The following is a 21059-nucleotide window of genomic DNA, read 5'->3' as shown; positions in this document are numbered from 1 at the left end:
GGAGCAAATCCGTGAAAGATTTATTAAAGTTTCTGAAAGCGCAGACTAAAACCGAAGAGTTTGATGCGATCAAAATTGCTCTGGCTTCGCCAGACATGATCCGTTCATGGTCTTTCGGTGAAGTGAAAAAGCCGGAAACCATTAACTACCGTACGTTCAAACCTGAGCGTGACGGCCTTTTCTGTGCGCGTATTTTCGGGCCAGTAAAAGATTACGAGTGCCTGTGCGGTAAGTACAAGCGCCTGAAACACCGTGGTGTGATCTGTGAGAAGTGCGGCGTTGAAGTGACCCAGACTAAAGTGCGTCGTGAGCGCATGGGCCACATCGAGCTGGCGTCTCCGACTGCCCACATTTGGTTCCTGAAATCGCTGCCGTCCCGTATCGGTCTGCTGCTGGATATGCCCCTGCGTGATATCGAGCGCGTGCTGTACTTCGAATCCTATGTGGTTATCGAAGGCGGCATGACCAACCTGGAACGTCATCAGATCCTGACTGAAGAGCAGTATCTGGACGCGCTGGAAGAGTTCGGTGACGAGTTCGACGCGAAGATGGGTGCGGAAGCTATCCAGGCCCTGCTGAAGAGCATGGATCTGGAGCAGGAGTGCGAGCAGCTGCGTGAAGAGCTGAACGAAACTAACTCCGAAACCAAGCGTAAAAAGCTGACCAAGCGTATCAAGCTGCTGGAAGCGTTCGTACAGTCTGGCAACAAGCCGGAGTGGATGATCCTGACCGTTCTGCCGGTTCTGCCGCCAGATCTGCGTCCGCTGGTACCGCTGGACGGCGGTCGTTTCGCAACGTCAGATCTGAACGATCTGTATCGTCGCGTGATCAACCGTAACAACCGTCTGAAACGTCTGCTGGATCTGGCTGCGCCAGACATCATCGTACGTAACGAAAAACGTATGCTGCAGGAAGCGGTAGATGCCCTGCTGGATAACGGCCGTCGCGGTCGTGCCATCACCGGCTCTAACAAGCGTCCGCTGAAATCTTTGGCCGATATGATCAAAGGTAAGCAGGGTCGTTTCCGTCAGAACCTGCTCGGTAAGCGTGTTGACTACTCCGGTCGTTCTGTAATCACCGTAGGTCCATACCTGCGTCTGCATCAGTGCGGCCTGCCGAAGAAAATGGCGCTGGAGCTGTTCAAACCGTTCATCTACGGCAAGCTGGAACTGCGTGGCCTGGCCACCACCATCAAAGCCGCTAAGAAGATGGTTGAGCGTGAAGAAGCTGTCGTTTGGGATATCCTGGACGAAGTGATCCGCGAACACCCGGTACTGCTGAACCGTGCACCGACCCTGCACCGTTTGGGTATCCAGGCATTTGAACCGGTTCTGATCGAAGGTAAAGCGATCCAGCTGCACCCGCTGGTTTGTGCGGCATACAACGCCGACTTCGATGGTGACCAGATGGCTGTTCACGTACCGCTGACGCTGGAAGCCCAGCTGGAAGCGCGTGCGCTGATGATGTCTACCAACAACATTCTGTCTCCGGCGAACGGCGAACCTATCATCGTTCCGTCTCAGGACGTTGTACTGGGTCTGTACTACATGACCCGTGACTGTGTTAACGCCAAAGGCGAAGGCATGGTGCTGACTGGCCCGAAAGAAGCCGAGCGTATCTATCGCGCTGGCCTGGCCTCTCTGCATGCGCGCGTTAAAGTGCGTATCACCGAGTATGAAAAAGATGAAAACGGCGAATTCGTAGCAGTCACCAGCATTAAGGACACGACCGTTGGCCGTGCCATTCTGTGGATGATCGTGCCGAAAGGTCTGCCTTTCTCCATCGTCAACCAGGCGCTGGGCAAGAAAGCGATCTCCAAAATGCTGAACACCTGTTACCGCATTCTGGGCCTGAAACCGACCGTTATTTTTGCGGACCAGACGATGTACACCGGCTTTGCTTACGCAGCGCGTTCAGGTGCATCCGTTGGTATCGATGACATGGTCATCCCGGAGAAAAAATACGAGATCATCAGCGAAGCAGAAGCTGAAGTTGCTGAGATTCAGGAGCAGTTCCAGTCTGGTCTGGTAACCGCTGGCGAACGCTACAACAAAGTTATCGATATCTGGGCAGCAGCGAACGATCGTGTATCCAAAGCGATGATGGATAACCTGCAAACCGAAACTGTCATTAACCGTGACGGCGTAGAAGAGCAGCAGGTCTCCTTCAACAGCATCTACATGATGGCCGACTCCGGTGCGCGTGGTTCTGCAGCACAGATTCGTCAGCTGGCAGGTATGCGTGGTCTGATGGCGAAGCCGGATGGCTCCATCATCGAAACGCCGATCACCGCGAACTTCCGTGAAGGTCTGAACGTACTCCAGTACTTCATCTCCACGCACGGTGCGCGTAAAGGTCTGGCGGATACCGCACTGAAAACGGCAAACTCCGGTTATCTGACCCGTCGTCTGGTTGACGTCGCGCAGGATCTGGTTGTGACCGAAGATGACTGTGGCACGCTGGAAGGCATCACCATGACCCCGGTAATCGAGGGTGGTGACGTTAAAGAGCCGCTGCGCGACCGCGTTCTGGGTCGTGTGACTGCGGAAGATATCCTGAAGCCGGGTACGGCGGACATTCTGGTTCCACGCAACACGCTGCTGCATGAGCACATGTGTGACCTGCTGGAAGAGAACTCCGTTGACTCTGTGAAAGTGCGTTCCGTTGTATCCTGTGACACCGACTTTGGTGTGTGTGCCCACTGCTATGGTCGTGACCTGGCGCGTGGCCACATCATCAACAAAGGTGAGGCTATCGGCGTTATCGCGGCACAGTCCATCGGTGAGCCGGGTACACAGCTGACCATGCGTACGTTCCACATCGGTGGTGCGGCATCGCGTGCGGCTGCTGAATCCAGCATCCAGGTGAAAAACAAAGGTAGCATCAAGCTCAGCAATGCGAAATCGGTTGTTAACTCCAGCGGTAAGCTGGTGGTGACCTCTCGTAACACCGAGCTGAAGCTGATCGACGAATTCGGTCGTACCAAAGAGAGCTATAAAGTGCCTTACGGTGCTGTTATGGCCAAGGGTGATGGCGAGCAGGTTGCTGGCGGCGAGACCGTAGCAAACTGGGATCCGCACACCATGCCGGTCATCACCGAAGTGGCTGGTTTCATCCGCTTCACCGATATGATCGACGGCCAGACGATTACTCGTCAGACCGACGAACTGACCGGTCTCTCCTCGCTGGTGGTTCTGGACTCTGCAGAACGTACCGCGGGTGGTAAAGATCTGCGTCCGGCGCTGAAAATCGTTGATGCGAACGGTAACGACGTTCTGATCCCGGGCACCGACATGCCGGCTCAGTACTTCCTGCCGGGTAAAGCGATTGTCCAGCTGGAAGATGGCGTTCAGATCGGTGCAGGTGATGCTCTGGCGCGTATTCCTCAGGAATCCAGCGGTACCAAGGATATCACCGGTGGTCTGCCACGCGTTGCGGATCTGTTCGAAGCGCGTCGTCCGAAAGAGCCGGCAATCCTGGCGGAAATCAGCGGTATCATTTCCTTCGGTAAAGAGACCAAAGGGAAACGTCGTCTGGTGATCACGCCGTTAGACGGTAGCGATCCGTACGAAGAGATGATCCCGAAATGGCGTCAGCTCAACGTGTTTGAAGGCGAACGTGTAGAGCGTGGTGACGTGGTTTCCGACGGTCCGGAAGCACCGCACGACATTCTGCGTCTTCGTGGCGTTCACGCGGTAACGCGTTACATCACCAACGAAGTGCAGGACGTTTACCGTCTGCAGGGCGTTAAGATCAACGATAAGCACATCGAAGTTATCGTGCGTCAGATGCTGCGTAAAGCCACTATCGCTAACGCAGGAAGCTCCGACTTCCTGGAAGGCGAGCAGGTGGAATACTCTCGCGTCAAGATCGCCAACCGCGATCTGGAAGCGAACGGCAAAATCGCAGCAACCTATGCTCGCGACCTGCTGGGTATTACCAAAGCGTCTCTGGCAACCGAGTCCTTCATCTCCGCGGCATCGTTCCAGGAGACTACTCGTGTGCTTACCGAAGCAGCCGTTGCGGGCAAACGCGACGAACTGCGCGGTCTGAAAGAGAACGTTATCGTGGGTCGTCTGATCCCGGCCGGTACCGGTTATGCGTACCACCAGGATCGTATGCGCCGTCGTGCCGCTGGCGAACTGCCGGCAGCACCGCAGGTAACTGCTGAAGACGCTTCTGCCAGCCTGGCAGAGCTGCTGAACGCAGGCCTGGGCGGTTCCGACAACGACTAACGCTGCTTTCCGCTAATAAAAACCCGCTTCGGCGGGTTTTTTTATGCCTGTAAATCGCATAACAGGGCCTCGATCGCGTTTCAGGACGCGCGCTACGGGAAGAAAACCCAGAATACAGCCTGTCTTCATTTAACAGGTGCTGTTTATGTTCCCACGTATTTTTCTTGTTACTCTCACCATGCTGATAGGTAGCATGGCGCACGCCGAAACCGCATTTCGCCAACTTACGCTACAAAAAGAGAGCGACCGTCCACTTAATGTTGCCCTCTGGTATCCCACGCTGCAAAGCGGTATGCCCGCCTCGGTGGGCGACAATAGTGTGTTCATCGGAACCCAGGCGCTGCGTGATGCGAAACCCGCACCCGGCAAATATCCTCTGCTGCTGCTCTCCCACGGCTACGGCGGCAGCTGGCGTAACCTTAACTGGTTGGCACAGCGGATGGTTGAACAAGGATACATCGTGGCGGCAGTCGATCACCCGGGGACCACTACGCATAATAAGAACCCAAAAGATGCGCAGCAGCTCTGGCAGCGCCCGCAGGATCTGCGACGAACGTTGGATGCGCTGCTGGCGACCCCAGCGCTTGCCGGGGATATAGATAAAGGGCGGATTGCGGCGGTAGGGCATTCACTCGGCGGTTGGACCGTCCTTGAGCTCGCCGGAGGGCGTTTTGCTGCGGACCGTTTTATCGCTGACTGCCAGAATCACCCTGATCTATCGAGCTGCACGCTGATCCACACTCTTGGCATTGATCGGCCCTCAGCGGCTGAACGCTTGGCTGAAGATGTCCGCGATCCACGCATCAAAGCGGTTGTGTCCCTCGATCTGGGAATGGCGCGCGGCTTTACGCCCGAGAGCCTGAAGCAGATAAGCATTCCGGTACTGATTATGGCGGCTCAGGCCGATAGCGATGCGCTACCCGCCCGGCTGGAATCGGGTCATTTGGTAGAGTTTATTCCTGCGGCATGGCAACGCTATATCCGCGTAGAGGGGGCAACGCACTTTAGCTTTATGCAGCTGTGTAAACCCGGCGCGGCGGCCCTGATTGAGCAGGATGCGCCGGGGGAGGGTATCGTTTGCCAGGATGGAGGCACAGTTAGCCGCAGCGATATTCATCAGCACCTTGCTGACGAGATTGGCGCATTTCTACGTCAGGCGTTAGCGCTTCCTGCGCTGAACGACGATACTCGGTTGGGCTCATCCCGCTGATCCGGGTGAATTCCCTGTTGAAATTGGATTTAGTGGCAAAGCCAGCCTCAAGCATGATCTCCGTAACCGAGGCATCGGTAGCGAGCAATTGCCGTTGGGCGTGGTGAATGCGAAAGCGGTTGATCCACTGGGATACGTTGCTGCCCTGCGTCTGGTTCACCGCCTGCGAAATTTGTCGGGCCGGGATGCCCAACTTGCGCGCCAGCGTGTTGAGCGTCAGATCGGGATCAAGATAGAGGCCCTGCTCGCAGATGCGCGCTTCAACGCGCTGGCAGAGGAGCGCTAACTCTTCGCTATTATCCTGGGCTTCAACCGCTGGCCTGCCTTCATCAGGAGGCACGTTTTTGCCGTTATAGACGATCGCCAGGCAGATAAACGGCAGCAGGATCGCCTGAGAGAGCGCCACCAGCTGAGGAGCCTGCTGACCCTGATAGAGGCTAAAATCTACTGCAATAGCCAGGTCGGTCAGGCCGGAAAAGCAGAGAAAGCTGCCTGCGAGAAACGCCATGAGCGCTGCCGGGCGTGCAGCATTCAGACGGGTAAAGATAAATGCATCCGGCCCCTGATATGCCGTGCCGACGAGTGCCCCGCCGTAGCCGATATAAAGCGCCATCAACACCGCATCGGTAAGGCCAGGCGCGGCTAGATTAAGCCCCAGCGCGATAGCCGCGGGAACGATAGATATCGCTAGTTCCTGTTTGCCGCTGCGTCCCGTTAAGCGAGCAAAGCAGCGCCACGCCAGGGGAGGCAGGGCGATAGCAACAATGGACTGGATCTGGCGCAGGGGCGGCGCATCAAACTGCCAGCGCAGGGCAGACATTAATACCAGCAGGGCGCAGCCTGCGATAAACGTGGCGGCGCTACGGTAGCCCGATACGCACCGTAAGCAAACCTTTGTTAGCAGCATGAGCAAAATAACAAAGGTCAAAAAGGGAAGCGGAACGGCGGGCATAGGCTACCTGTGTGGCTTTATAAACGTCTTCTGATGCCATGTTGTGCCATAAATTTGGGCATAAAACACCTTACCACTTTTGGCAGTACAAAATTGCCGGATGGCGAACACAATAATTATTGTATTGCTGGCAGCCGTCGGTACAGCTCGATCATGTCCCCGGCCAGGTCCTGAATCACCATCGCATTCATTAGGTGATCCTGGGAGTGAACGGTGATCAGATTCACCGGCAGCTTGCCCACGCCTTCGTCCAGGCCTATCAGCTCGGTCTGGATTTTATGCGCATGCTTCACAAACTCACGCGACTCCTCCATGGCCTGCTCTGCGCCCGCAAAGTCGCCTTTGCGCGCCAGCTGCAATGCGGTAAGCGCCTGGCTGCGTGCCGCGCCAGCGTTAACCAGCAGCTCCATAATGGTGGTTTCGAGATCCTCCATGTGGTTCACTCCAGCAGCTTCAGCGCTTTATCCAGCACGACGTCACCCTTCATCATGCCGTAATCCATCATATCGATCACCGCGACCTTCTTGCCCAGCGGCTCCGCCTGCGCCTGCAGTTTTGCCTGCTCATACTTCACCTGTGGACCGAGCAGGATAATATCGGCCTCGGCAAGGTTCTCCTTGAACTCGGAAACCGGTACCGCCTTGATAGAGACCTCGACGCCTTTTTTCTGCGCCGCATCTTTCATGCGTTGAACCAACATGCTGGTGGACATACCCGCTGCACAGCATAAGACGATGTTTTTCATAGCCAGCCTCGACAACGATGGGATAAATAAACATTAATCCCACCGTCTGGTTCAACAACCGCCTTACCCTGATTGTGTGTGGAGTATCACAAACAATTCTTACGATCTGGAGCCGCTCGCCCCAGATAACTGTCCCAGTCCTTCCATACCGGCTGTAGGCCGTTGCGTAGCAGGGCGTTGGCGACCTCCTCCGGACGGCGGCCGTCGTGCGGCGCAAACTGTTCCAGCTCAGGGTGATTGTCAGCATAGCCGCCGGGCTGGGTTTTCGAGAAAGCGCTGACGCTGGTGATGCCCAGCGGAACAACACGATCGCGGAACCACGGCGACTCGCGCGTAGAGAGGGAAAGCTCCACGTCGGGTGCCAGCAGGCGGAAGGCGCAGATGGTTTGCACCAGCTGGCGCTCATCCATCAGCGAGGCAGGCTCAATGCCTCCCGCGCACGGGCGCAGGCGCGGGAAGGAGATAGAATAGCGGCTCTGCCAGTAGCGCTGCTGAAGCCAGAGCAGATGCTCCGCCACCATGTAGCAATCCACCCGCCAGCTGTCGGAGAGACCCACCAGCGCACCAAGACCAATCCTGTCGATGCCTGCCCGGCCAAGCCGGTCCGGGGTTTCCAGCCGCCAGAAGAAGTCCTGCTTGTTCCCCTTCAGATGATGCCGGGCGTAGGTCGCCTCATGATAGGTCTCCTGATAGACCATCACCCCGTCTAAGCCCAGCGCCTTAAGCTCGGCATACTCCCCCTGCGACAAGGGCTGCACCTCCATCTGCAACGAGGCGAACTGGCGGCGAATAGCTGGGAAATGGCGGCGAAAGTAGTCCATTCCCACTTTTGTCTGATGCTCACCGGTCACCAGCAGAAGATGCTCAAACCCCATCTCGCGGAGCGCCGCGCACTCGCGCAGGATCTCCGCTCCGTCCAGGGTCTTGCGTTTGATGCGGTTGCTCATAGAGAAGCCGCAGTAGGTGCAGTCGTTAGCGCACAGGTTAGAGAGATAGAGCGGGACATAGAGACCGACGGCGTTGCCAAAGCGCTGGCGGGTAAGACGCTGCGACCGCTGGGCCAGCGGCTCAAGGTAGTCGCTGGCGGCAGGGGAGAGCAGGGCCATCATGTCATTGCGGGTCAGATGGGTCGCCGCCAACGCTCGCTCAACGTCGGCGCGGGTCTTGCTGTGGATGCGCAGCCGGATATCGTCCCAGTTCAGCTGCCGCCAATGGTCACTGAAGGTCTTCATATACCCGTCTCCAGAAAGCCGGTAAGCGGGCTGGTGGCGCTGGCAACGCTGTTTACCGCCCCCGGTCCCGCCTGGCGCGCCAGGCGTCCGGCTTCAACGGCCAACCTGAACGCACGGGCCATGGCTACCGGATCGTTAGCTACAGCAATGGCGGTATTCACCAGCACCGCGCTGGCCCCCATCTCCAGGGCCTCAGCCGCGTGGCTCGGGGTACCGATCCCGGCGTCGACCACCACCGGCACGCCCGCCTGGGCGATGATAATCTCCAGCATGGCGCGGGTGGCCAAGCCCTGGTTAGATCCTATCGGTGAGCCGAGCGGCATCACGGCGGCGCAGCCTGCCTCCTCCAGCCGTCGGCATAGCACCGGATCGGCGCTGCAATAGGGCAGCACCACAAAGCCCTCTTTGACCAGCATCTCTGCCGCCTTCAGGGTCTCAACCGGATCGGGCAGCAGCCAGCGTGCATCCGGGTGGATCTCCAGCTTCAGCCAGTGGGTGCCCAGCGCCTCGCGCGCCAGCCGGGCGGCAAACACCGCCTCTTCGGCCGTTTTCGCCCCGGAAGTGTTCGGCAGCAGCGTGACGCCCGCCTCCAGCAGCGGAGCGAGGATCGCATCGTTGCGCTGGCGCAGGTCGACGCGTTTCATCGCCAGGGTCACCAGCTGGCTGCCTGAGGCGCGAATGGCATCGGTCATCAGCTGCGATGAGGCAAACTTGCCCGTTCCGGTAAACAGGTGTGATTCAAAGATTTTGTCTGCGATACGTAGCATGTCAGCCTCCGGCGATAACCTGAAAAAGCAGGATCCGATCGCCGTCCCGCAGTTGATGATGATCCCAGCGATCGCGGGGAATAACCTGCTGATTAAGCGCCAGCGCCGTTCCAGGCTTGAGCTGGTTAAGCTGCTTCATCAGCCCGTGCAGGGTTAGTGCCTCTGCACACTGCATAGGCTCGTCATTGAAGAGGATGCGCATTTTGCCCTCCGCAAACGGGGCAGCCCGCCGCCCGCTGGAGTCCAAGCGTGCGCCAGTGGTGCTTGCGCCCGTCAAACAGCCGCAGCTCGCCCTCTGCTACTTCCATGCCGCTGAGTAGCTTTAACGCCTCCAGCGCCTGCAGCGTGCCCATCATCCCGACCACCGGACCTATCACGCCCGCCGTGCGGCAGTTGCGCTGTGGCTCATCGTCGTCCGACCATAGACAGCGATAACAGCCGTGCGCCCACGGTGGGGTAAGCACCATCAGCTGGCCGCCAAACCCCACGGCGCTGGCAGTGATCAGCGGCGTGTTCAGCGCTACGCAGGCGGCGTTAATCGCCTGGCGCGTCGCCATGTTATCGGTGCAGTCGATCACGACGTCAGCCTGTGTCACCTGCTGGCGAAGCGCCTCGCCCTCCAGACGCGTCTTCAGGGTAATCAGCTCAACGTGTGGATTGAGCTGCTGTAAGCGCTGATGGGCCGCGTCGGCTTTGGGCTGGTTGATATCGTCGGAGGTAAACATAATCTGCCGCTGCAGGTTGCTCAGGTGCACCGCGTCATCGTCCGCCAGCACCAGCGTGCCGACGCCAGCCGCCGCCAGATAGAGCGCGGCAGGGGAGCCTAAACCGCCAAGACCGATAATCAACACCCGGCTGGCGAGCAGCCTCCGCTGACCGTCGATGGCAATATCCTCCAGCAGGATCTGCCGGCTGTAGCGCATAAAATCGCTGTCATTCATCGCCCACCCCCGCCAGATCGATAAGCTGCTTGGTGGCATGATGCCAGTCTATGGCCTGGGTGATGGCGCTCACCACCGCAATGCTGCCGACGCCGGTTGCCAGCACCTGCGGCGCACGCGCGAGGCTAATGCCGCCGATGGCGACCGTTGGGTAATCCTGCAGCCGGGCTACGTGGCGCGCCAGCTGCGCCAGGCCCTGCGGCGCGGAGGGCATCTGCTTGGTCTGGGTCGGGAAGACGTGACCAAGGGCGATATAGGAGGGGCGAGCGGCCAGCGCAACGTCAATCTCCATATCATCATGGGTGGAGACGCCCAGGCGCAGACCCGCATTGCGGATCGCGCTGAGGTCGGTTGTCTCCAGATCCTCCTGTCCCAGATGCACGCCGTAAGCATCATGTTTAATCGCCAGTTGCCAGTAGTCGTTGATAAACAGCCGGGCCGCGTAGCGCTTGCCCAGCGCAATGGCCGCCACGACGTCGGCCTCTACCTCATGGTCCTGCTTATCTTTGATCCGCAGCTGGAGGGTGCGCACGCCCGCCTCCAGCAGGCGTTCAATCCACATCACGCTGTCGACAACCGGATAGAGTCCGAGGCGGAAGGGCACCGGTGGGAAATCAGGCTGGTACATCAGACCTCCTCCTTTTTGAGATAGATCTCGCCGCCGCGGGCGCGGAAGTCGTTCGACATATCGTTCATGCCCACTTCAATCGCCTGAGCCGCGGCGTAGTCCCGCACCTCCTGGCTGATCTTCATTGAGCAGAACTTGGGTCCGCACATAGAGCAGAAGTGGGCCACCTTGCCGGACTCCTGGGGTAGGGTCTCATCGTGGTAGGCGCGGGCGGTGAAGGGGTCGAGAGCGAGGTTAAACTGATCCTCCCAGCGGAACTCGAAGCGGGCTTTTGACATGGCGTTATCGCGGATCTGCGCCCCAGGATGGCCTTTGGCCAGGTCGGCGGCGTGAGCGGCAATCTTGTAGGTAATCAGCCCCTGTTTCACATCTTCTTTGTTCGGCAGGCCGAGGTGCTCTTTTGGCGTGACGTAGCAGAGCATGGCGCAGCCAAACCAGCCAATCATCGCCGCGCCAATGCCGGAGGTGAAATGGTCATAGCCCGGCGCGATGTCGGTGGTCAACGGCCCGAGGGTATAGAACGGCGCTTCATGGCAGTGCTCCAGCTCTTCGGTCATGTTGCGACGGATCATCTGCATCGGCACGTGGCCCGGACCTTCGATCATCACCTGCACATCGTACTCCCAGGCGATTTTGGTCAGCTCGCCCAGGGTATGCAGCTCGGCAAACTGCGCTTCGTCGTTGGCATCCTGAATTGAGCCTGGGCGCAGACCATCGCCTAACGACAGAGAGACGTCGTAGGCGGCGCAGATTTCGCAGATCTCGCGAAAGTGCTGATACAGGAAGTTCTCCTGATGGTGGGAGAGGCACCACTTGGCCATGATCGAGCCGCCGCGTGAGACGATGCCGGTAAGGCGGTTGGCGGTCATCGGCACGTAGCGCAGTAGCACGCCAGCGTGAATGGTAAAGTAGTCCACGCCCTGCTCAGCCTGCTCAAGTAGCGTCTCGCGGAAGGTCTCCCAGGAGAGATTCTCGGCGATGCCGTTGACCTTCTCCAGCGCCTGGTAGATAGGGACGGTACCAATCGGGACCGGGCTGTTACGCAGGATCCACTCCCGCGTCTCGTGGATATTGCGGCCGGTGGAGAGATCCATCACCGTGTCCGCGCCCCAGCGGGTGGCCCACACCAGCTTCTCCACCTCCTCTTCAATGGAGGAGGTCACCGCCGAGTTGCCGATGTTGGCGTTGACCTTCACCAGGAAGTTACGACCGATGATCATCGGTTCGGACTCGGGATGGTTGATGTTGGCAGGAATAATGGCGCGCCCGGCGGCCACTTCGTCGCGGACAAATTCCGGGGTGATATTCTCCGGCAGGCGTGCGCCAAAGCCTTCGCCCGGATGCTGGCGGCGCAGCACCTCGCCACGAATGCGCTCCCGGCCCATATTTTCACGTAGGGCGATGAACTCCATCTCCGGGGTGACGATCCCCTGCCGAGCATAGTGCAGCTGAGTGACGCACTTCCCGGCGCGGGCGGCGATCCATGCGGATCGGATCCTGGCGATCCCTTTCTCGACGTCGATCGCAACCGCCGGATCGCCATAGGGGCCAGAGGTGTCGTACACCGGGATCGCCTCGTTCGCTTCAAACTGCGGGTCTGCTTTGCTGCCGCCGATAAGCGTCGGGCTAAGCTGGATCTCACGCATCGGCACGCGGATGTCGTCCCGGGAGCCCTGAAGATAGATACGCGTTGAGTTAGGGAAGGTGGTGCCCTCCAGCGTGTTGATAAAGCGCTGGGCGGCGGCGCGCTGTTCGCGGCGGGTAGGTTTCGTTGCAGACTCAGACATAGCTCATTCCATAAAAAGTTAAGGACGTGGCTTGTCAGAACGACGGATGAAGCAAGAGGATGCGTGCAGCCCGGAGAGGCGCACGCCAGCAGATTGACTCTTGTTCCCTTCGCAGGTTTTAACCTGATCAGGTTCCGCGGATCCCGAATTAACGGTCTCAGCCGGTGCTTACGCACTCGGCACTCCGACAAGAAAAACCCCCGTGTTGCAGGGGGCAGGTAAATTAAATTACGCGTTAATGCTTAAGAACTCAAGCAGGGCGAGCGATGTTGCTGTCGTCGTTAGCGCTCTCTGCCAGGTTGAAATCGAACGCCAGCACGATCAGCTGATCCTCCAGCGTAAAGCGTGCGGCCAGCGCTTCGCCAATGCCGGACAGCGCTTCCTGGAACTCAACCCATTTGTCATCTTCGATGGCGTTTTCAAGGCTTGAGTCGTAATAGTTCATGATCTGCTGGGTATTGGCTTCCAGCTGCGGATAGATTTGCGTGGCCGCTAAAAGTGGGCTGCTACCTTCCATTTCGCTGATAATCTGTTCATAAATACTAAAGTGTCCAGCGGACAAATAGTCGACCAGATTATGGCAAAAATCGTCCAGGGCCTTCTCATCCAGCTCTGAATAGGACTCCTTGCCCGGCTTAATGCCCACCAGGTTATAGTACGATACCAGCAAATGCTTGCGCACCTGAAGCCAGTGATCGACTAGTTTATTAGTTCCGCCTACGCGCGCCGTCAGGCTTTCCAGGTGGTTTAGCATGAATAACTCCGTGGTTTAAGAAAAAAAGTGTTCACCCAAAATATGTAAAAATGATGTAACCAACATGCCAGTGTCGCTAAGGTAGTGCAACAGATTATGGAACGTGTCATCGAATTAACCGATCAGGGCTGGTGGATCGTCAGCCATGAACAAAAATTATGGTTGCCCGCTGGAGAATTACCACACGGCGAGGCAGTAAATTTTGATCTTGTGGGCCAGCGCGGGTTAATTATCGGCGAGTGGCAAGGAGAGTCCGTGTGGCTGGTTCGTCAGCCCCGACGCCAGGATATGGGCTCGGTACGCCAGCTAATGGATCAGGACGTCGGTCTGTTCCAGCTTGCCGGACGCGGCGTACAGCTGGCGGAGTTCTACCGTTCGCATATGTTCTGCGGCTACTGCGGGCACACCATGCATCCCAGCAAAACCGAGTGGGCAATGCTGTGCGGCGGCTGTCGCGAGCGCTACTACCCGCAGATTGCTCCCTGTATCATCGTCGCGATCCGCCGCGATGACCATATTCTACTGGCCCAGCATACCCGCCATCGCAACGGGATCTACACCGTGCTCGCGGGTTTCGTTGAGGTGGGTGAGACCCTGGAGCAGACCGTGGCCCGTGAAGTGATGGAGGAGAGCGGTATCCGGGTGAAAAATCTGCGCTATGTGACCTCCCAGCCGTGGCCGTTCCCGCAGTCATTGATGACCGCCTTTATGGCCGAGTATGAGAGCGGCGACATCACCATCGATCCTAACGAGCTGCTGGACGCGGGCTGGTATCGCTATGACCAGCTGCCGCTCCTGCCACCGCCGGGCACCGTGGCGCGTCGGCTGATTGAGGACACGGTCGCCCTATGCCGTGGAGAATATGAGGGTCGGGCAGAGTATGAGTGAAGCATAGAGCGGCGTGTTACAATAACGGTCTGACGCATTGAGGAATTGCAAAATGACCGAATTGAAAAACGATCGTTACCTGCGCGCGCTGCTGCGCCAGCCCGTGGATATCACGCCGGTATGGATGATGAGACAGGCCGGGCGCTATCTGCCGGAGTACAAAGCCACGCGTGCTCAGGCAGGCGATTTTATGTCGCTGTGCAAAAACGCCGAGCTGGCCTGTGAGGTTACGCTGCAGCCGCTGCGTCGCTATCCCCTTGATGCCGCCATTCTGTTCTCCGATATTTTGACCATCCCGGATGCCATGGGGCTGGGACTCTACTTTGAAGCCGGGGAAGGCCCGCGCTTTAGCCTGCCGATCACCGGCAAAGCCGACGTTGAGCGGCTGCCTATTCCCGATCCGGAGCAGGAGCTGGGCTACGTGATGAACGCCGTGCGCACCATCCGCCGCGAACTGAAGGGTGAGGTGCCGCTGATTGGCTTTTCCGGCAGCCCATGGACGCTGGCGACCTATATGGTCGAGGGCGGCAGCAGCAAGGCCTTCACCAGGATCAAGAAGATGATGTATGCCGAGCCGCAAACCCTGCACATGCTGCTGGAGAAGCTGGCGAAAAGCGTCACGCTCTATCTCAACGCGCAGATTAAAGCCGGTGCGCAATCAGTGATGATTTTCGATACCTGGGGCGGGGTGCTGACCGGACGCGACTATCAGCAGTTCTCGCTCTACTACATGCATAAGATTGTCGACGGCCTGCTGCGGGAGAACGAAGGTCGCCGCGTGCCGGTGACCCTGTTTACCAAAGGCGGTGGACAGTGGCTGGAGGCAATGGCGGAGACAGGCTGTGACGCGCTGGGCCTCGACTGGACCATCGATATCGCCGACGCCCGCCGTCGCGTAGGGCACAAGGTGGCGCTGCAGGGTAATATGGATCCGTCGATGCTCTATGCACCTCCGGCCCGCATCGAAGAAGAAGTAGCGACTATACTTTCTGGTTTCGGCCAGGGCGAAGGCCATGTCTTTAACCTCGGTCACGGTATTCATCAGGATGTGCCGCCTGAACATGCGGGCGCATTTGTAGAAGCGGTGCATCGTCTCTCGGAGCAATATCACCGCTAAGGAGCATATATGGATCTCGCGTCGCTACGCGCCCAGCAAATCGAACTTGCCTCATCGGTGATCCGCGAGGATCGGTTTATCAACGATCCCCCGGCGTTTATCGGCGGCGCGGACGTCGGCTTTGAGCAGGGTGGCGAAGTGACCCGGGCGGCGATGGTACTGCTGAAGTACCCGTCGCTGGAGCTGGTGGAGTACCAGGTTGCGCGTATTGCCACCACCATGCCCTATATCCCCGGCTTTCTCTCCTTCCGTGAGTATCCTGCGCTGATGGCAGCGTGGGATATGCTGTCGCAAAAACCCGATCTGCTGTTCGTTGATGGGCACGGTATCTCGCACCCGCGCCGCCTTGGCGTGGCCAGTCACTTCGGCCTGCTGGTGGACGTGCCGACCATTGGCGTGGCGAAGAAACGCCTGTGCGGCAAGTTTGAGCCGCTCTCGCCTGAGCCAGGCGCGCTTGCGCCGCTGATGGACAAAGGCGAGCAGCTTGCGTGGGTGTGGCGCAGTAAAGCGCGCTGTAATCCGCTGTTTGTCGCTACCGGCCACCGGGTGAGCGTGGACAGCGCGTTGGCGTGGGTTCAGCGCTGCACTCAAGGCTACCGTCTGCCGGAGCCGACCCGCTGGGCCGATGCCGTTGCGTCGCGGCGTCCGGCATTTATGCGATGGCAGGAAATTCAGCCCTGATTCAGGTACACTGCGGCTAATTTCCGATAGCGAGAATTCACCATGTTACAAAACCCTATTCACCTGCGCCTGGAGAAGCTGGAGAGCTGGCAGCACGTCACCTTTATGGCCTGCCTGTGCGAGCGCATGTATCCGAACTACGCCATGTTCTGCCAGCAGACCGGCTTCGGTGACGCGCAGCTTTATCGCCGCATTGTTGACCTGATTTGGGAGACGCTGACGGTGAAAGACGCGAAGGTGAATTTCGACAGCCAGCTAGAGAAGCTGGAAGAGGCGATCCCGGCGGCAGAGGATTACGATCTCTACGGCGTCTATCCGGCTATCGACGCCTGTGTTGCCTTAAGCGAATTGGTGCACTCACGCCTGAGCGGTGAAACCCTGGAGCACACCATTGAGGTGAGCAAGACCTCTATCACCACGGTAGCGATGCTGGAGATGACCCATGCAGGTCGTGAAATGACCGATGAAGAGCTGAAAGCGAACCCGGCCGTAGAGCAGGAGTGGGATATTCAGTGGGAAATATTCCGACTTTTGGCTGACTGCGAAGAACGCGATATTGAGCTGATTAAAGGGCTACGCGCGGACTTACGCGAGGCGGGTGAGAGTAATATCGGTATACTTTTGCAGCAATGAGACAACAAAACGTGATTTAACGCCTGTTTTGTCTCACTGGAAGGCTTCCCATTGGCCCCCCGTCTGGTCTACATTTGGAGGGCGAAAAAAAGTGGCTATCGGTGCGTGTATGCAGGAGAGTGCTTTTCTGGCATTTTCGTCGCACTCGATGCTTAGCAAGCGATAAACACATTGTAAGGATAACTTATGAACAAGACTCAACTGATTGATGTAATTGCAGACAAGGCTGACCTGTCTAAAGTACAGGCTAAAGCTGCCCTGGAATCCACCCTGGCTGCTATTACTGAGTCTCTGAAAGAAGGCGATGCTGTACAACTGGTTGGTTTCGGAACCTTCAAAGTGAACCACCGCGCTGAGCGTACTGGCCGCAACCCGCAGACCGGTAATGAAATCAAAATCGCCGCAGCTAACGTGCCGGCATTTGTTTCTGGCAAAGCTCTGAAAGACGCAGTTAAATAAGACCGCGTGACAGCGAACAGTTTTGATAAGGGGGCGTTTACGCCCCTTTTGTCTGTCTGGCGTCGCCCCCTGACGCTGGCTGGCCTGTTGTTGCTGACGGCCTGCAGCCATAATGATTCGCTGCCGCCCTTTACCGCCAGCGGCTACGCGGGCGACCACGGCGCAGTGCGCATATGGCGTAAGGACGATGGAGACGCTGTTCATCTCCTGACGGCGTTTAGCCCGTGGCGCAGCGGAGATACCTCTATCAGCGAATACCGCTGGCAGGGCGATCGGCTGGCGCTGATCGAACTCAACGTCTACGGCACCCCACCGGAACATATTCGTGCCCGCTTTGACGAGCGCGGCGAACTCAGCTTTATGCAGCGAGAAGTCAACGGCCAGAAGCAGCAGCTCTCCAGCGACCAGATCGCCCTCTACCGCTATCGTGCCCACCAGATCCGCCAGACCAGCGATGCCCTACGTCAGGGCCACGTGATGCTGCGTCAGGGGCGTTGGCACCGCGACGGCTCGGTCACGACCTGTGAAGGCCAAACCATCAAGCCCGATTTTGAACCGCAGGCGCTAAGCCATATTCAACGTCGTCAGCAGCACTCCTCAGCGGACGTGAGTTTGGCGTGGCTGGAAGCGCCAGAAGGGACGCAGCTGTTGCTGGTGGCAAACGAGGATTTTTGTACCTGGCAACCGCAGGCGAAGCGTTTCTGAAGGTGCTGAGACAGGGCGGATAAGCGCAAGCGCCTGGCCGCCCTGAAGAGATTTACTGCTGCTCTTCCCGCGCAATAGCGCGATAGCCAATATCCTGGCGGCTGAAGCTGCCCTCCCAGTGAATATCTGCCATCAGCGCATAGGCGTTCTTCTGCGCTTCAGCGACGGTGTTACCCAGCGCGGTGGCACAGAGCACGCGTCCGCCGCTGGTGAGCACCTGGTCGTCGTCAGCAAGCGTGGTACCGGCATGGAACACCTTACCGCCGACGTTCTCCAGCGGCAGGCCGTGGATAACGTCGCCGGTGCGGTAGTTGCCCGGATAGCCGCCTGCGGCAATGACTACGCCGAGCGAGGCACGATCGTCCCACTCTGAGGTTTTCTCATCGAGCTTGCCTTCACAGGCTGCCAGACAGAGCTCTACCAGGTCAGACTTCATGCGTAGCATGATTGGCTGGGTTTCTGGATCGCCAAAGCGACAGTTGAACTCGATCACTTTCGGGTTACCCTGCTGATCGATCATCAGCCCCGCATAGAGGAAGCCCACGTAGGTGTTGCCTTCCGCCGCCATGCCTTTCACGGTTGGCCAGATCACGCGATCCATTGCACGCTGATGCACCTCGCTGGTGACGACCGGCGCAGGAGAGTAAGCCCCCATCCCGCCGGTGTTCGGCCCGGTATCACCGTTGCCGACGCGCTTATGATCCTGACTGGTCGCCATCGGCAGCACGTGCTCGCCGTCGACCATAACAATAAAGCTCGCCTCTTCACCGTCGAGGAACTCTTCGATAACGATGCGGTGTCCGGCGTCGCCAAAGGCGTTGCCTGCCAGCATGTCGTGCACCGCCGCTTCTGCCTCTTCCAGAGTCATGGCTACAATGACGCCTTTACCCGCGGCCAAACCGTCGGCTTTAATGACGATTGGCGCGCCTTTCTCACGCAGGTAGGCCAGGGCAGGCTCTACCTCGGTAAAGTTCTCATACTCTGCGGTGGGAATATGGTGGCGAGCGAGGAAGTCCTTGGTAAACGCTTTAGAGCCTTCAAGCTGCGCGGCACCCTGCGTTGGGCCAAAAATCTTCAGTCCCGCCGCCTGGAATGCATCTACCACGCCAATCACCAGCGGCGCTTCCGGGCCAACGATAGTCAGATCGATCTTCTCGTTCTGGGCGAAGCTCAGCAGGGCAGGAATATCCGTCGCGCTCACGGCGACGTTCTGCAGGGTGGGCTCCAGCGCCGTACCGGCGTTGCCGGGCGCAACAAAAACGGTGCTAACCAGCGGGGACTGGGCCGCTTTCCACGCCAGAGCATGTTCGCGTCCGCCGTTACCAATAACTAATACTTTCATTCTCTGCTCCGTGAATTAATGGCGGAAGTGACGCATGTCGGTGAAGATCATCGCAATGCCGTGCTCGTCGGCGGCGGCAATGACTTCATCATCGCGAATAGAGCCACCCGGCTGGATCACGCAGGTCACACCCACGGCTGCCGCAGCATCAATACCGTCGCGGAACGGGAAGAAGGCGTCAGAGGCCATCGCGGAACCTTTCACTTCCAGCCCTTCGTCACCGGCTTTGATACCGGCAATTTTCGCGGAGTAGACGCGGCTCATCTGGCCTGCGCCGATACCGATGGTCATCTTGTCTTTGGCATAAACAATGGCGTTGGATTTAACAAATTTGGCCACTTTCCAGCAGAAGAGGGCGTCGCGCATCTCCTCTTCGGTGGGCAGGCGCTTGCTGACGACGCGCAGATCCTTGTTGGTCACCATGCCAAGATCGCGATCCTGAACCAGTAGGCCGCCGTTAACACGTTTGAAATCGAGGCCCGCCACACGCTCAGCCCACTTGCCGCAGGTCAGGACGCGCACGTTCTGCTTGGCAGCGGTAATCTGCAATGCCTCTTCCGTCGCGGAGGGGGCAATGATCACCTCAACAAACTGGCGAGAGATGATTGCCTGGGCGGTATCGGCATCCAGTTCACGGTTAAAGGCAATGATGCCGCCAAAGGCCGAGGTCGGATCGGTTTTATAGGCGCGATCGTACGCGCTGAGAATAGAGTCGCCTACCGCCACGCCGCACGGGTTCGCATGCTTAACGATGACACAGGCCGGCTCGTTGAACTCTTTCACGCACTCCAGCGCCGCATCGGTGTCAGCGATATTGTTATAGGAGAGCGCTTTGCCCTGAACCTGGGTAGCCGTCGCCACGGAAGCCTCTTTAACGCCTTCTTCTATATAGAAGGCAGCCTGCTGGTGGCTGTTTTCGCCGTAGCGCATATCCTGCTTCTTAATAAAGTTCAGGTTAAGGGTACGTGGGAAGCGGCCAGCCGGCTCTTTGGTTTCACCGTGGTACGCCGGAACCAGACTGCCAAAGTAGTTGGCGATCATGCTGTCATAGGCGGCGGTGTGCTCGAAGGCTTTAATTGCGAGGTCGAAACGGGTCTCAAGGGTCAGCGAGCCGTCGTGGGTATCCATCTCTTTAATAATGGCGTCGTAGTCACTGCTCTTTACTACAATCGCCACGTCTTTATGGTTCTTGGCAGCGGAGCGCACCATGGTAGGGCCACCGATATCGATATTCTCTACGGCGTCTTCCAGCGAGCAGCCTTCGCGGGCAACGGTCGCGGCAAAGGGATAAAGGTTAACAACCACCATATCGATAGGATCGATGCCATGCTGAGCCATGATCCCGTCATCCTGGCCGCGACGGCCAAGAATGCCGCCGTGCACTTTCGGGTGCAGGGTCTTTACGCGTCCATCCATCATTTCCGGGAAGCCGGTGTAATCAGAAACTTCGGTTACCGGCAGGCCTTTATCTGCCAGCAGGCGGGCAGTACCGCCGGTGGAGAGCAGCTCCACGCCGCGCTGGGAGAGTGCCTGAGCGAATTCGATGATACCGGCCTTATCAGAAACACTGAGCAGAGCGCGGCGGATTGGACGTTGTTGCATGGTATAAATCCCCGGGATTTGAACATTACAGAGAGCGTTAGCTGAATTTTTCTCTAAAAACTCAGCTAACGCCCCATAAGGGGCCGCCTTTAATAAGCGAAGGCATTTTAACGAAAACGTTTGCGCATCGCTCGTAAATTTTCAATTTTTCGCAGCTATGTGGATAACTCTGTGCGTAAAAAGGTATAAGGCCGCCTTTTGCTGTGGAATGCAGCAGTCAGTCATTTTTCTGTCATTTAACTATTGCGGGCGCTCGAGAACTCCCTATAATGCGCCTCCATCGACACGGCGGATGTGAATCACTTCACACGATGAGCCGGGTTGATTGAAGAGAAAAAATTCTGAAATTAAGGATTGACTCTGAAAGAGGAAAACGTATTA

General features: G+C 57.9%; 20 protein-coding genes and 1 riboswitch. Of the genes, 8 read left to right on the top strand and 12 right to left on the bottom strand.

What is annotated here, in order from left to right:
* Nucleotides 1-11 precede the first annotated feature (11 nt).
* The gene (gene rpoC / locus FN633_RS00830; RefSeq protein WP_154056418.1) at nucleotides 12-4235 is read left to right on the top strand and encodes a DNA-directed RNA polymerase subunit beta'; all 4224 of its coding nucleotides are present in this window, start codon (nucleotides 12-14) and stop codon (nucleotides 4233-4235) included.
* 145 nt (nucleotides 4236-4380) lie between these two features.
* Complete coding sequence (locus FN633_RS00825; RefSeq protein ID WP_154056417.1) at nucleotides 4381-5445, top strand: alpha/beta hydrolase family protein; 1065 nt, start codon at nucleotides 4381-4383, stop codon at nucleotides 5443-5445.
* Here FN633_RS00825 and FN633_RS00820 read toward each other — a convergent pair.
* From FN633_RS00820 to rsd, 10 genes are all read right to left on the bottom strand, one after another.
* Nucleotides 5333-6265: a helix-turn-helix domain-containing protein gene (locus tag FN633_RS00820; protein WP_341805525.1), complete on the bottom strand. Its 933-nt coding sequence runs from the start codon at nucleotides 6263-6265 to the stop codon at nucleotides 5333-5335. The genes FN633_RS00825 and FN633_RS00820 overlap by 113 nt on opposite strands.
* Nucleotides 6266-6513: 248 nt before the next feature.
* Nucleotides 6514-6831, bottom strand: coding sequence for a PTS lactose/cellobiose transporter subunit IIA (locus FN633_RS00815; protein WP_154056415.1), 318 nt, complete (start codon nucleotides 6829-6831; stop codon nucleotides 6514-6516).
* A gap of 5 nt (nucleotides 6832-6836) precedes the next feature.
* A complete protein-coding gene (locus tag FN633_RS00810; RefSeq protein WP_042395595.1) occupies nucleotides 6837-7142 on the bottom strand; it encodes a PTS sugar transporter subunit IIB in 306 nt (101 codons plus the stop codon).
* An 86-nt stretch (nucleotides 7143-7228) separates the two neighbouring features.
* The gene (gene thiH, locus FN633_RS00805) at nucleotides 7229-8374 is read right to left on the bottom strand and encodes a 2-iminoacetate synthase ThiH (RefSeq protein WP_154056414.1); all 1146 of its coding nucleotides are present in this window, start codon (nucleotides 8372-8374) and stop codon (nucleotides 7229-7231) included.
* Nucleotides 8371-9141, bottom strand: a complete 771-nt coding sequence (gene thiG / locus FN633_RS00800; protein WP_154056413.1) for a thiazole synthase — start codon at nucleotides 9139-9141, stop codon at nucleotides 8371-8373. The genes thiH and thiG overlap by 4 nt, the downstream gene beginning before the upstream one ends.
* A 1-nt stretch (nucleotide 9142) precedes the next feature.
* A complete protein-coding gene (thiS, locus tag FN633_RS00795; RefSeq protein ID WP_154056412.1) occupies nucleotides 9143-9343 on the bottom strand; it encodes a sulfur carrier protein ThiS in 201 nt (66 codons plus the stop codon).
* Nucleotides 9324-10082: a thiazole biosynthesis adenylyltransferase ThiF gene (thiF, locus tag FN633_RS00790; RefSeq protein ID WP_154056411.1), complete on the bottom strand. Its 759-nt coding sequence runs from the start codon at nucleotides 10080-10082 to the stop codon at nucleotides 9324-9326. The genes thiS and thiF overlap by 20 nt, the downstream gene beginning before the upstream one ends.
* On the bottom strand, nucleotides 10075-10710 hold the full coding sequence (thiE, locus tag FN633_RS00785; protein ID WP_154056410.1) for a thiamine phosphate synthase: 636 nt from the start codon (nucleotides 10708-10710) through the stop codon (nucleotides 10075-10077). Before thiE ends, thiF begins: the two co-directional genes overlap by 8 nt.
* Nucleotides 10710-12497, bottom strand: a complete 1788-nt coding sequence (gene thiC / locus FN633_RS00780) for a phosphomethylpyrimidine synthase ThiC (RefSeq protein WP_154056409.1) — start codon at nucleotides 12495-12497, stop codon at nucleotides 10710-10712. The genes thiE and thiC overlap by 1 nt, the downstream gene beginning before the upstream one ends.
* Nucleotides 12498-12584: 87 nt before the next feature.
* Nucleotides 12585-12694: riboswitch (TPP riboswitch) on the bottom strand.
* 53 nt (nucleotides 12695-12747) lie between these two features.
* On the bottom strand, nucleotides 12748-13251 hold the full coding sequence (rsd, locus tag FN633_RS00775; RefSeq protein WP_154056408.1) for a sigma D regulator: 504 nt from the start codon (nucleotides 13249-13251) through the stop codon (nucleotides 12748-12750).
* A gap of 96 nt (nucleotides 13252-13347) precedes the next feature.
* On the opposite strand from rsd, the gene nudC reads away from it, so the two are divergent.
* The 6 genes from nudC to FN633_RS00745 all read left to right on the top strand — a co-directional run bounded on the left by nudC (nucleotide 13348) and on the right by FN633_RS00745 (nucleotide 17734).
* Nucleotides 13348-14139, top strand: coding sequence for an NAD(+) diphosphatase (nudC, locus tag FN633_RS00770; RefSeq protein ID WP_154056407.1), 792 nt, complete (start codon nucleotides 13348-13350; stop codon nucleotides 14137-14139).
* Between the two features lie 52 nt (nucleotides 14140-14191).
* The gene (gene hemE / locus FN633_RS00765; protein WP_154056406.1) at nucleotides 14192-15256 is read left to right on the top strand and encodes a uroporphyrinogen decarboxylase; all 1065 of its coding nucleotides are present in this window, start codon (nucleotides 14192-14194) and stop codon (nucleotides 15254-15256) included.
* A 9-nt stretch (nucleotides 15257-15265) separates the two neighbouring features.
* Nucleotides 15266-15937 carry a deoxyribonuclease V gene (gene nfi / locus FN633_RS00760; protein WP_042395566.1) on the top strand — a complete coding sequence of 224 codons (672 nt, stop codon included), beginning with the start codon at nucleotides 15266-15268 and terminating at the stop codon, nucleotides 15935-15937.
* Between the two features lie 42 nt (nucleotides 15938-15979).
* A complete protein-coding gene (locus FN633_RS00755; protein ID WP_042395562.1) occupies nucleotides 15980-16570 on the top strand; it encodes a YjaG family protein in 591 nt (196 codons plus the stop codon).
* A gap of 186 nt (nucleotides 16571-16756) precedes the next feature.
* A complete protein-coding gene (gene hupA / locus FN633_RS00750) occupies nucleotides 16757-17029 on the top strand; it encodes a nucleoid-associated protein HU-alpha (RefSeq protein WP_032615913.1) in 273 nt (90 codons plus the stop codon).
* 6 nt (nucleotides 17030-17035) lie between these two features.
* Complete coding sequence (locus FN633_RS00745) at nucleotides 17036-17734, top strand: DUF1481 domain-containing protein (RefSeq protein WP_154056405.1); 699 nt, start codon at nucleotides 17036-17038, stop codon at nucleotides 17732-17734.
* Between the two features lie 52 nt (nucleotides 17735-17786).
* Here the strand turns inward: FN633_RS00745 and purD are convergent, their stop codons facing one another.
* Together purD and purH are read right to left on the bottom strand one after the other, a co-directional pair.
* Nucleotides 17787-19076, bottom strand: a complete 1290-nt coding sequence (purD, locus tag FN633_RS00740) for a phosphoribosylamine--glycine ligase (RefSeq protein WP_154056404.1) — start codon at nucleotides 19074-19076, stop codon at nucleotides 17787-17789.
* Between the two features lie 15 nt (nucleotides 19077-19091).
* Nucleotides 19092-20678 carry a bifunctional phosphoribosylaminoimidazolecarboxamide formyltransferase/IMP cyclohydrolase gene (gene purH / locus FN633_RS00735; RefSeq protein WP_154056403.1) on the bottom strand — a complete coding sequence of 529 codons (1587 nt, stop codon included), beginning with the start codon at nucleotides 20676-20678 and terminating at the stop codon, nucleotides 19092-19094.
* Between the last annotated feature and the right edge of the window lie 381 nt (nucleotides 20679-21059).

It is taken from the genome of Pseudescherichia vulneris (genome assembly GCF_902164725.1).
GTDB lineage: Bacteria > Pseudomonadota > Gammaproteobacteria > Enterobacterales > Enterobacteriaceae > Pseudescherichia > Pseudescherichia vulneris.
This window is presented reverse-complemented; position numbering and strand designations above follow the sequence as displayed.

What these genes read in the sequence shown, in the direction of transcription:
- nudC (WP_154056407.1), top strand. Translation starts at nt 13,348, where the DNA reads ATGGAACGTGTCATCGAATTAACCGATCAGGGCTGGTGGATCGTCAGC.
- nfi (WP_042395566.1), top strand. Translation starts at nt 15,266, where the DNA reads ATGGATCTCGCGTCGCTACGCGCCCAGCAAATCGAACTTGCCTCATCG.
- FN633_RS00825 (WP_154056417.1), top strand. Translation starts at nt 4,381, where the DNA reads ATGTTCCCACGTATTTTTCTTGTTACTCTCACCATGCTGATAGGTAGC.
- FN633_RS00815 (WP_154056415.1), bottom strand. Translation starts at nt 6,831, where the DNA reads ATGGAGGATCTCGAAACCACCATTATGGAGCTGCTGGTTAACGCTGGC.
- purH (WP_154056403.1), bottom strand. Translation starts at nt 20,678, where the DNA reads ATGCAACAACGTCCAATCCGCCGCGCTCTGCTCAGTGTTTCTGATAAG.
- thiC (WP_154056409.1), bottom strand. Translation starts at nt 12,497, where the DNA reads ATGTCTGAGTCTGCAACGAAACCTACCCGCCGCGAACAGCGCGCCGCC.
- thiH (WP_154056414.1), bottom strand. Translation starts at nt 8,374, where the DNA reads ATGAAGACCTTCAGTGACCATTGGCGGCAGCTGAACTGGGACGATATC.
- purD (WP_154056404.1), bottom strand. Translation starts at nt 19,076, where the DNA reads ATGAAAGTATTAGTTATTGGTAACGGCGGACGCGAACATGCTCTGGCG.
- FN633_RS00810 (WP_042395595.1), bottom strand. Translation starts at nt 7,142, where the DNA reads ATGAAAAACATCGTCTTATGCTGTGCAGCGGGTATGTCCACCAGCATG.
- thiS (WP_154056412.1), bottom strand. Translation starts at nt 9,343, where the DNA reads ATGCGCATCCTCTTCAATGACGAGCCTATGCAGTGTGCAGAGGCACTA.
- FN633_RS00820 (WP_341805525.1), bottom strand. Translation starts at nt 6,265, where the DNA reads ATGTCTGCCCTGCGCTGGCAGTTTGATGCGCCGCCCCTGCGCCAGATC.
- thiE (WP_154056410.1), bottom strand. Translation starts at nt 10,710, where the DNA reads ATGTACCAGCCTGATTTCCCACCGGTGCCCTTCCGCCTCGGACTCTAT.
- thiF (WP_154056411.1), bottom strand. Translation starts at nt 10,082, where the DNA reads ATGAATGACAGCGATTTTATGCGCTACAGCCGGCAGATCCTGCTGGAG.
- hemE (WP_154056406.1), top strand. Translation starts at nt 14,192, where the DNA reads ATGACCGAATTGAAAAACGATCGTTACCTGCGCGCGCTGCTGCGCCAG.
- rsd (WP_154056408.1), bottom strand. Translation starts at nt 13,251, where the DNA reads ATGCTAAACCACCTGGAAAGCCTGACGGCGCGCGTAGGCGGAACTAAT.
- hupA (WP_032615913.1), top strand. Translation starts at nt 16,757, where the DNA reads ATGAACAAGACTCAACTGATTGATGTAATTGCAGACAAGGCTGACCTG.
- FN633_RS00755 (WP_042395562.1), top strand. Translation starts at nt 15,980, where the DNA reads ATGTTACAAAACCCTATTCACCTGCGCCTGGAGAAGCTGGAGAGCTGG.
- thiG (WP_154056413.1), bottom strand. Translation starts at nt 9,141, where the DNA reads ATGCTACGTATCGCAGACAAAATCTTTGAATCACACCTGTTTACCGGA.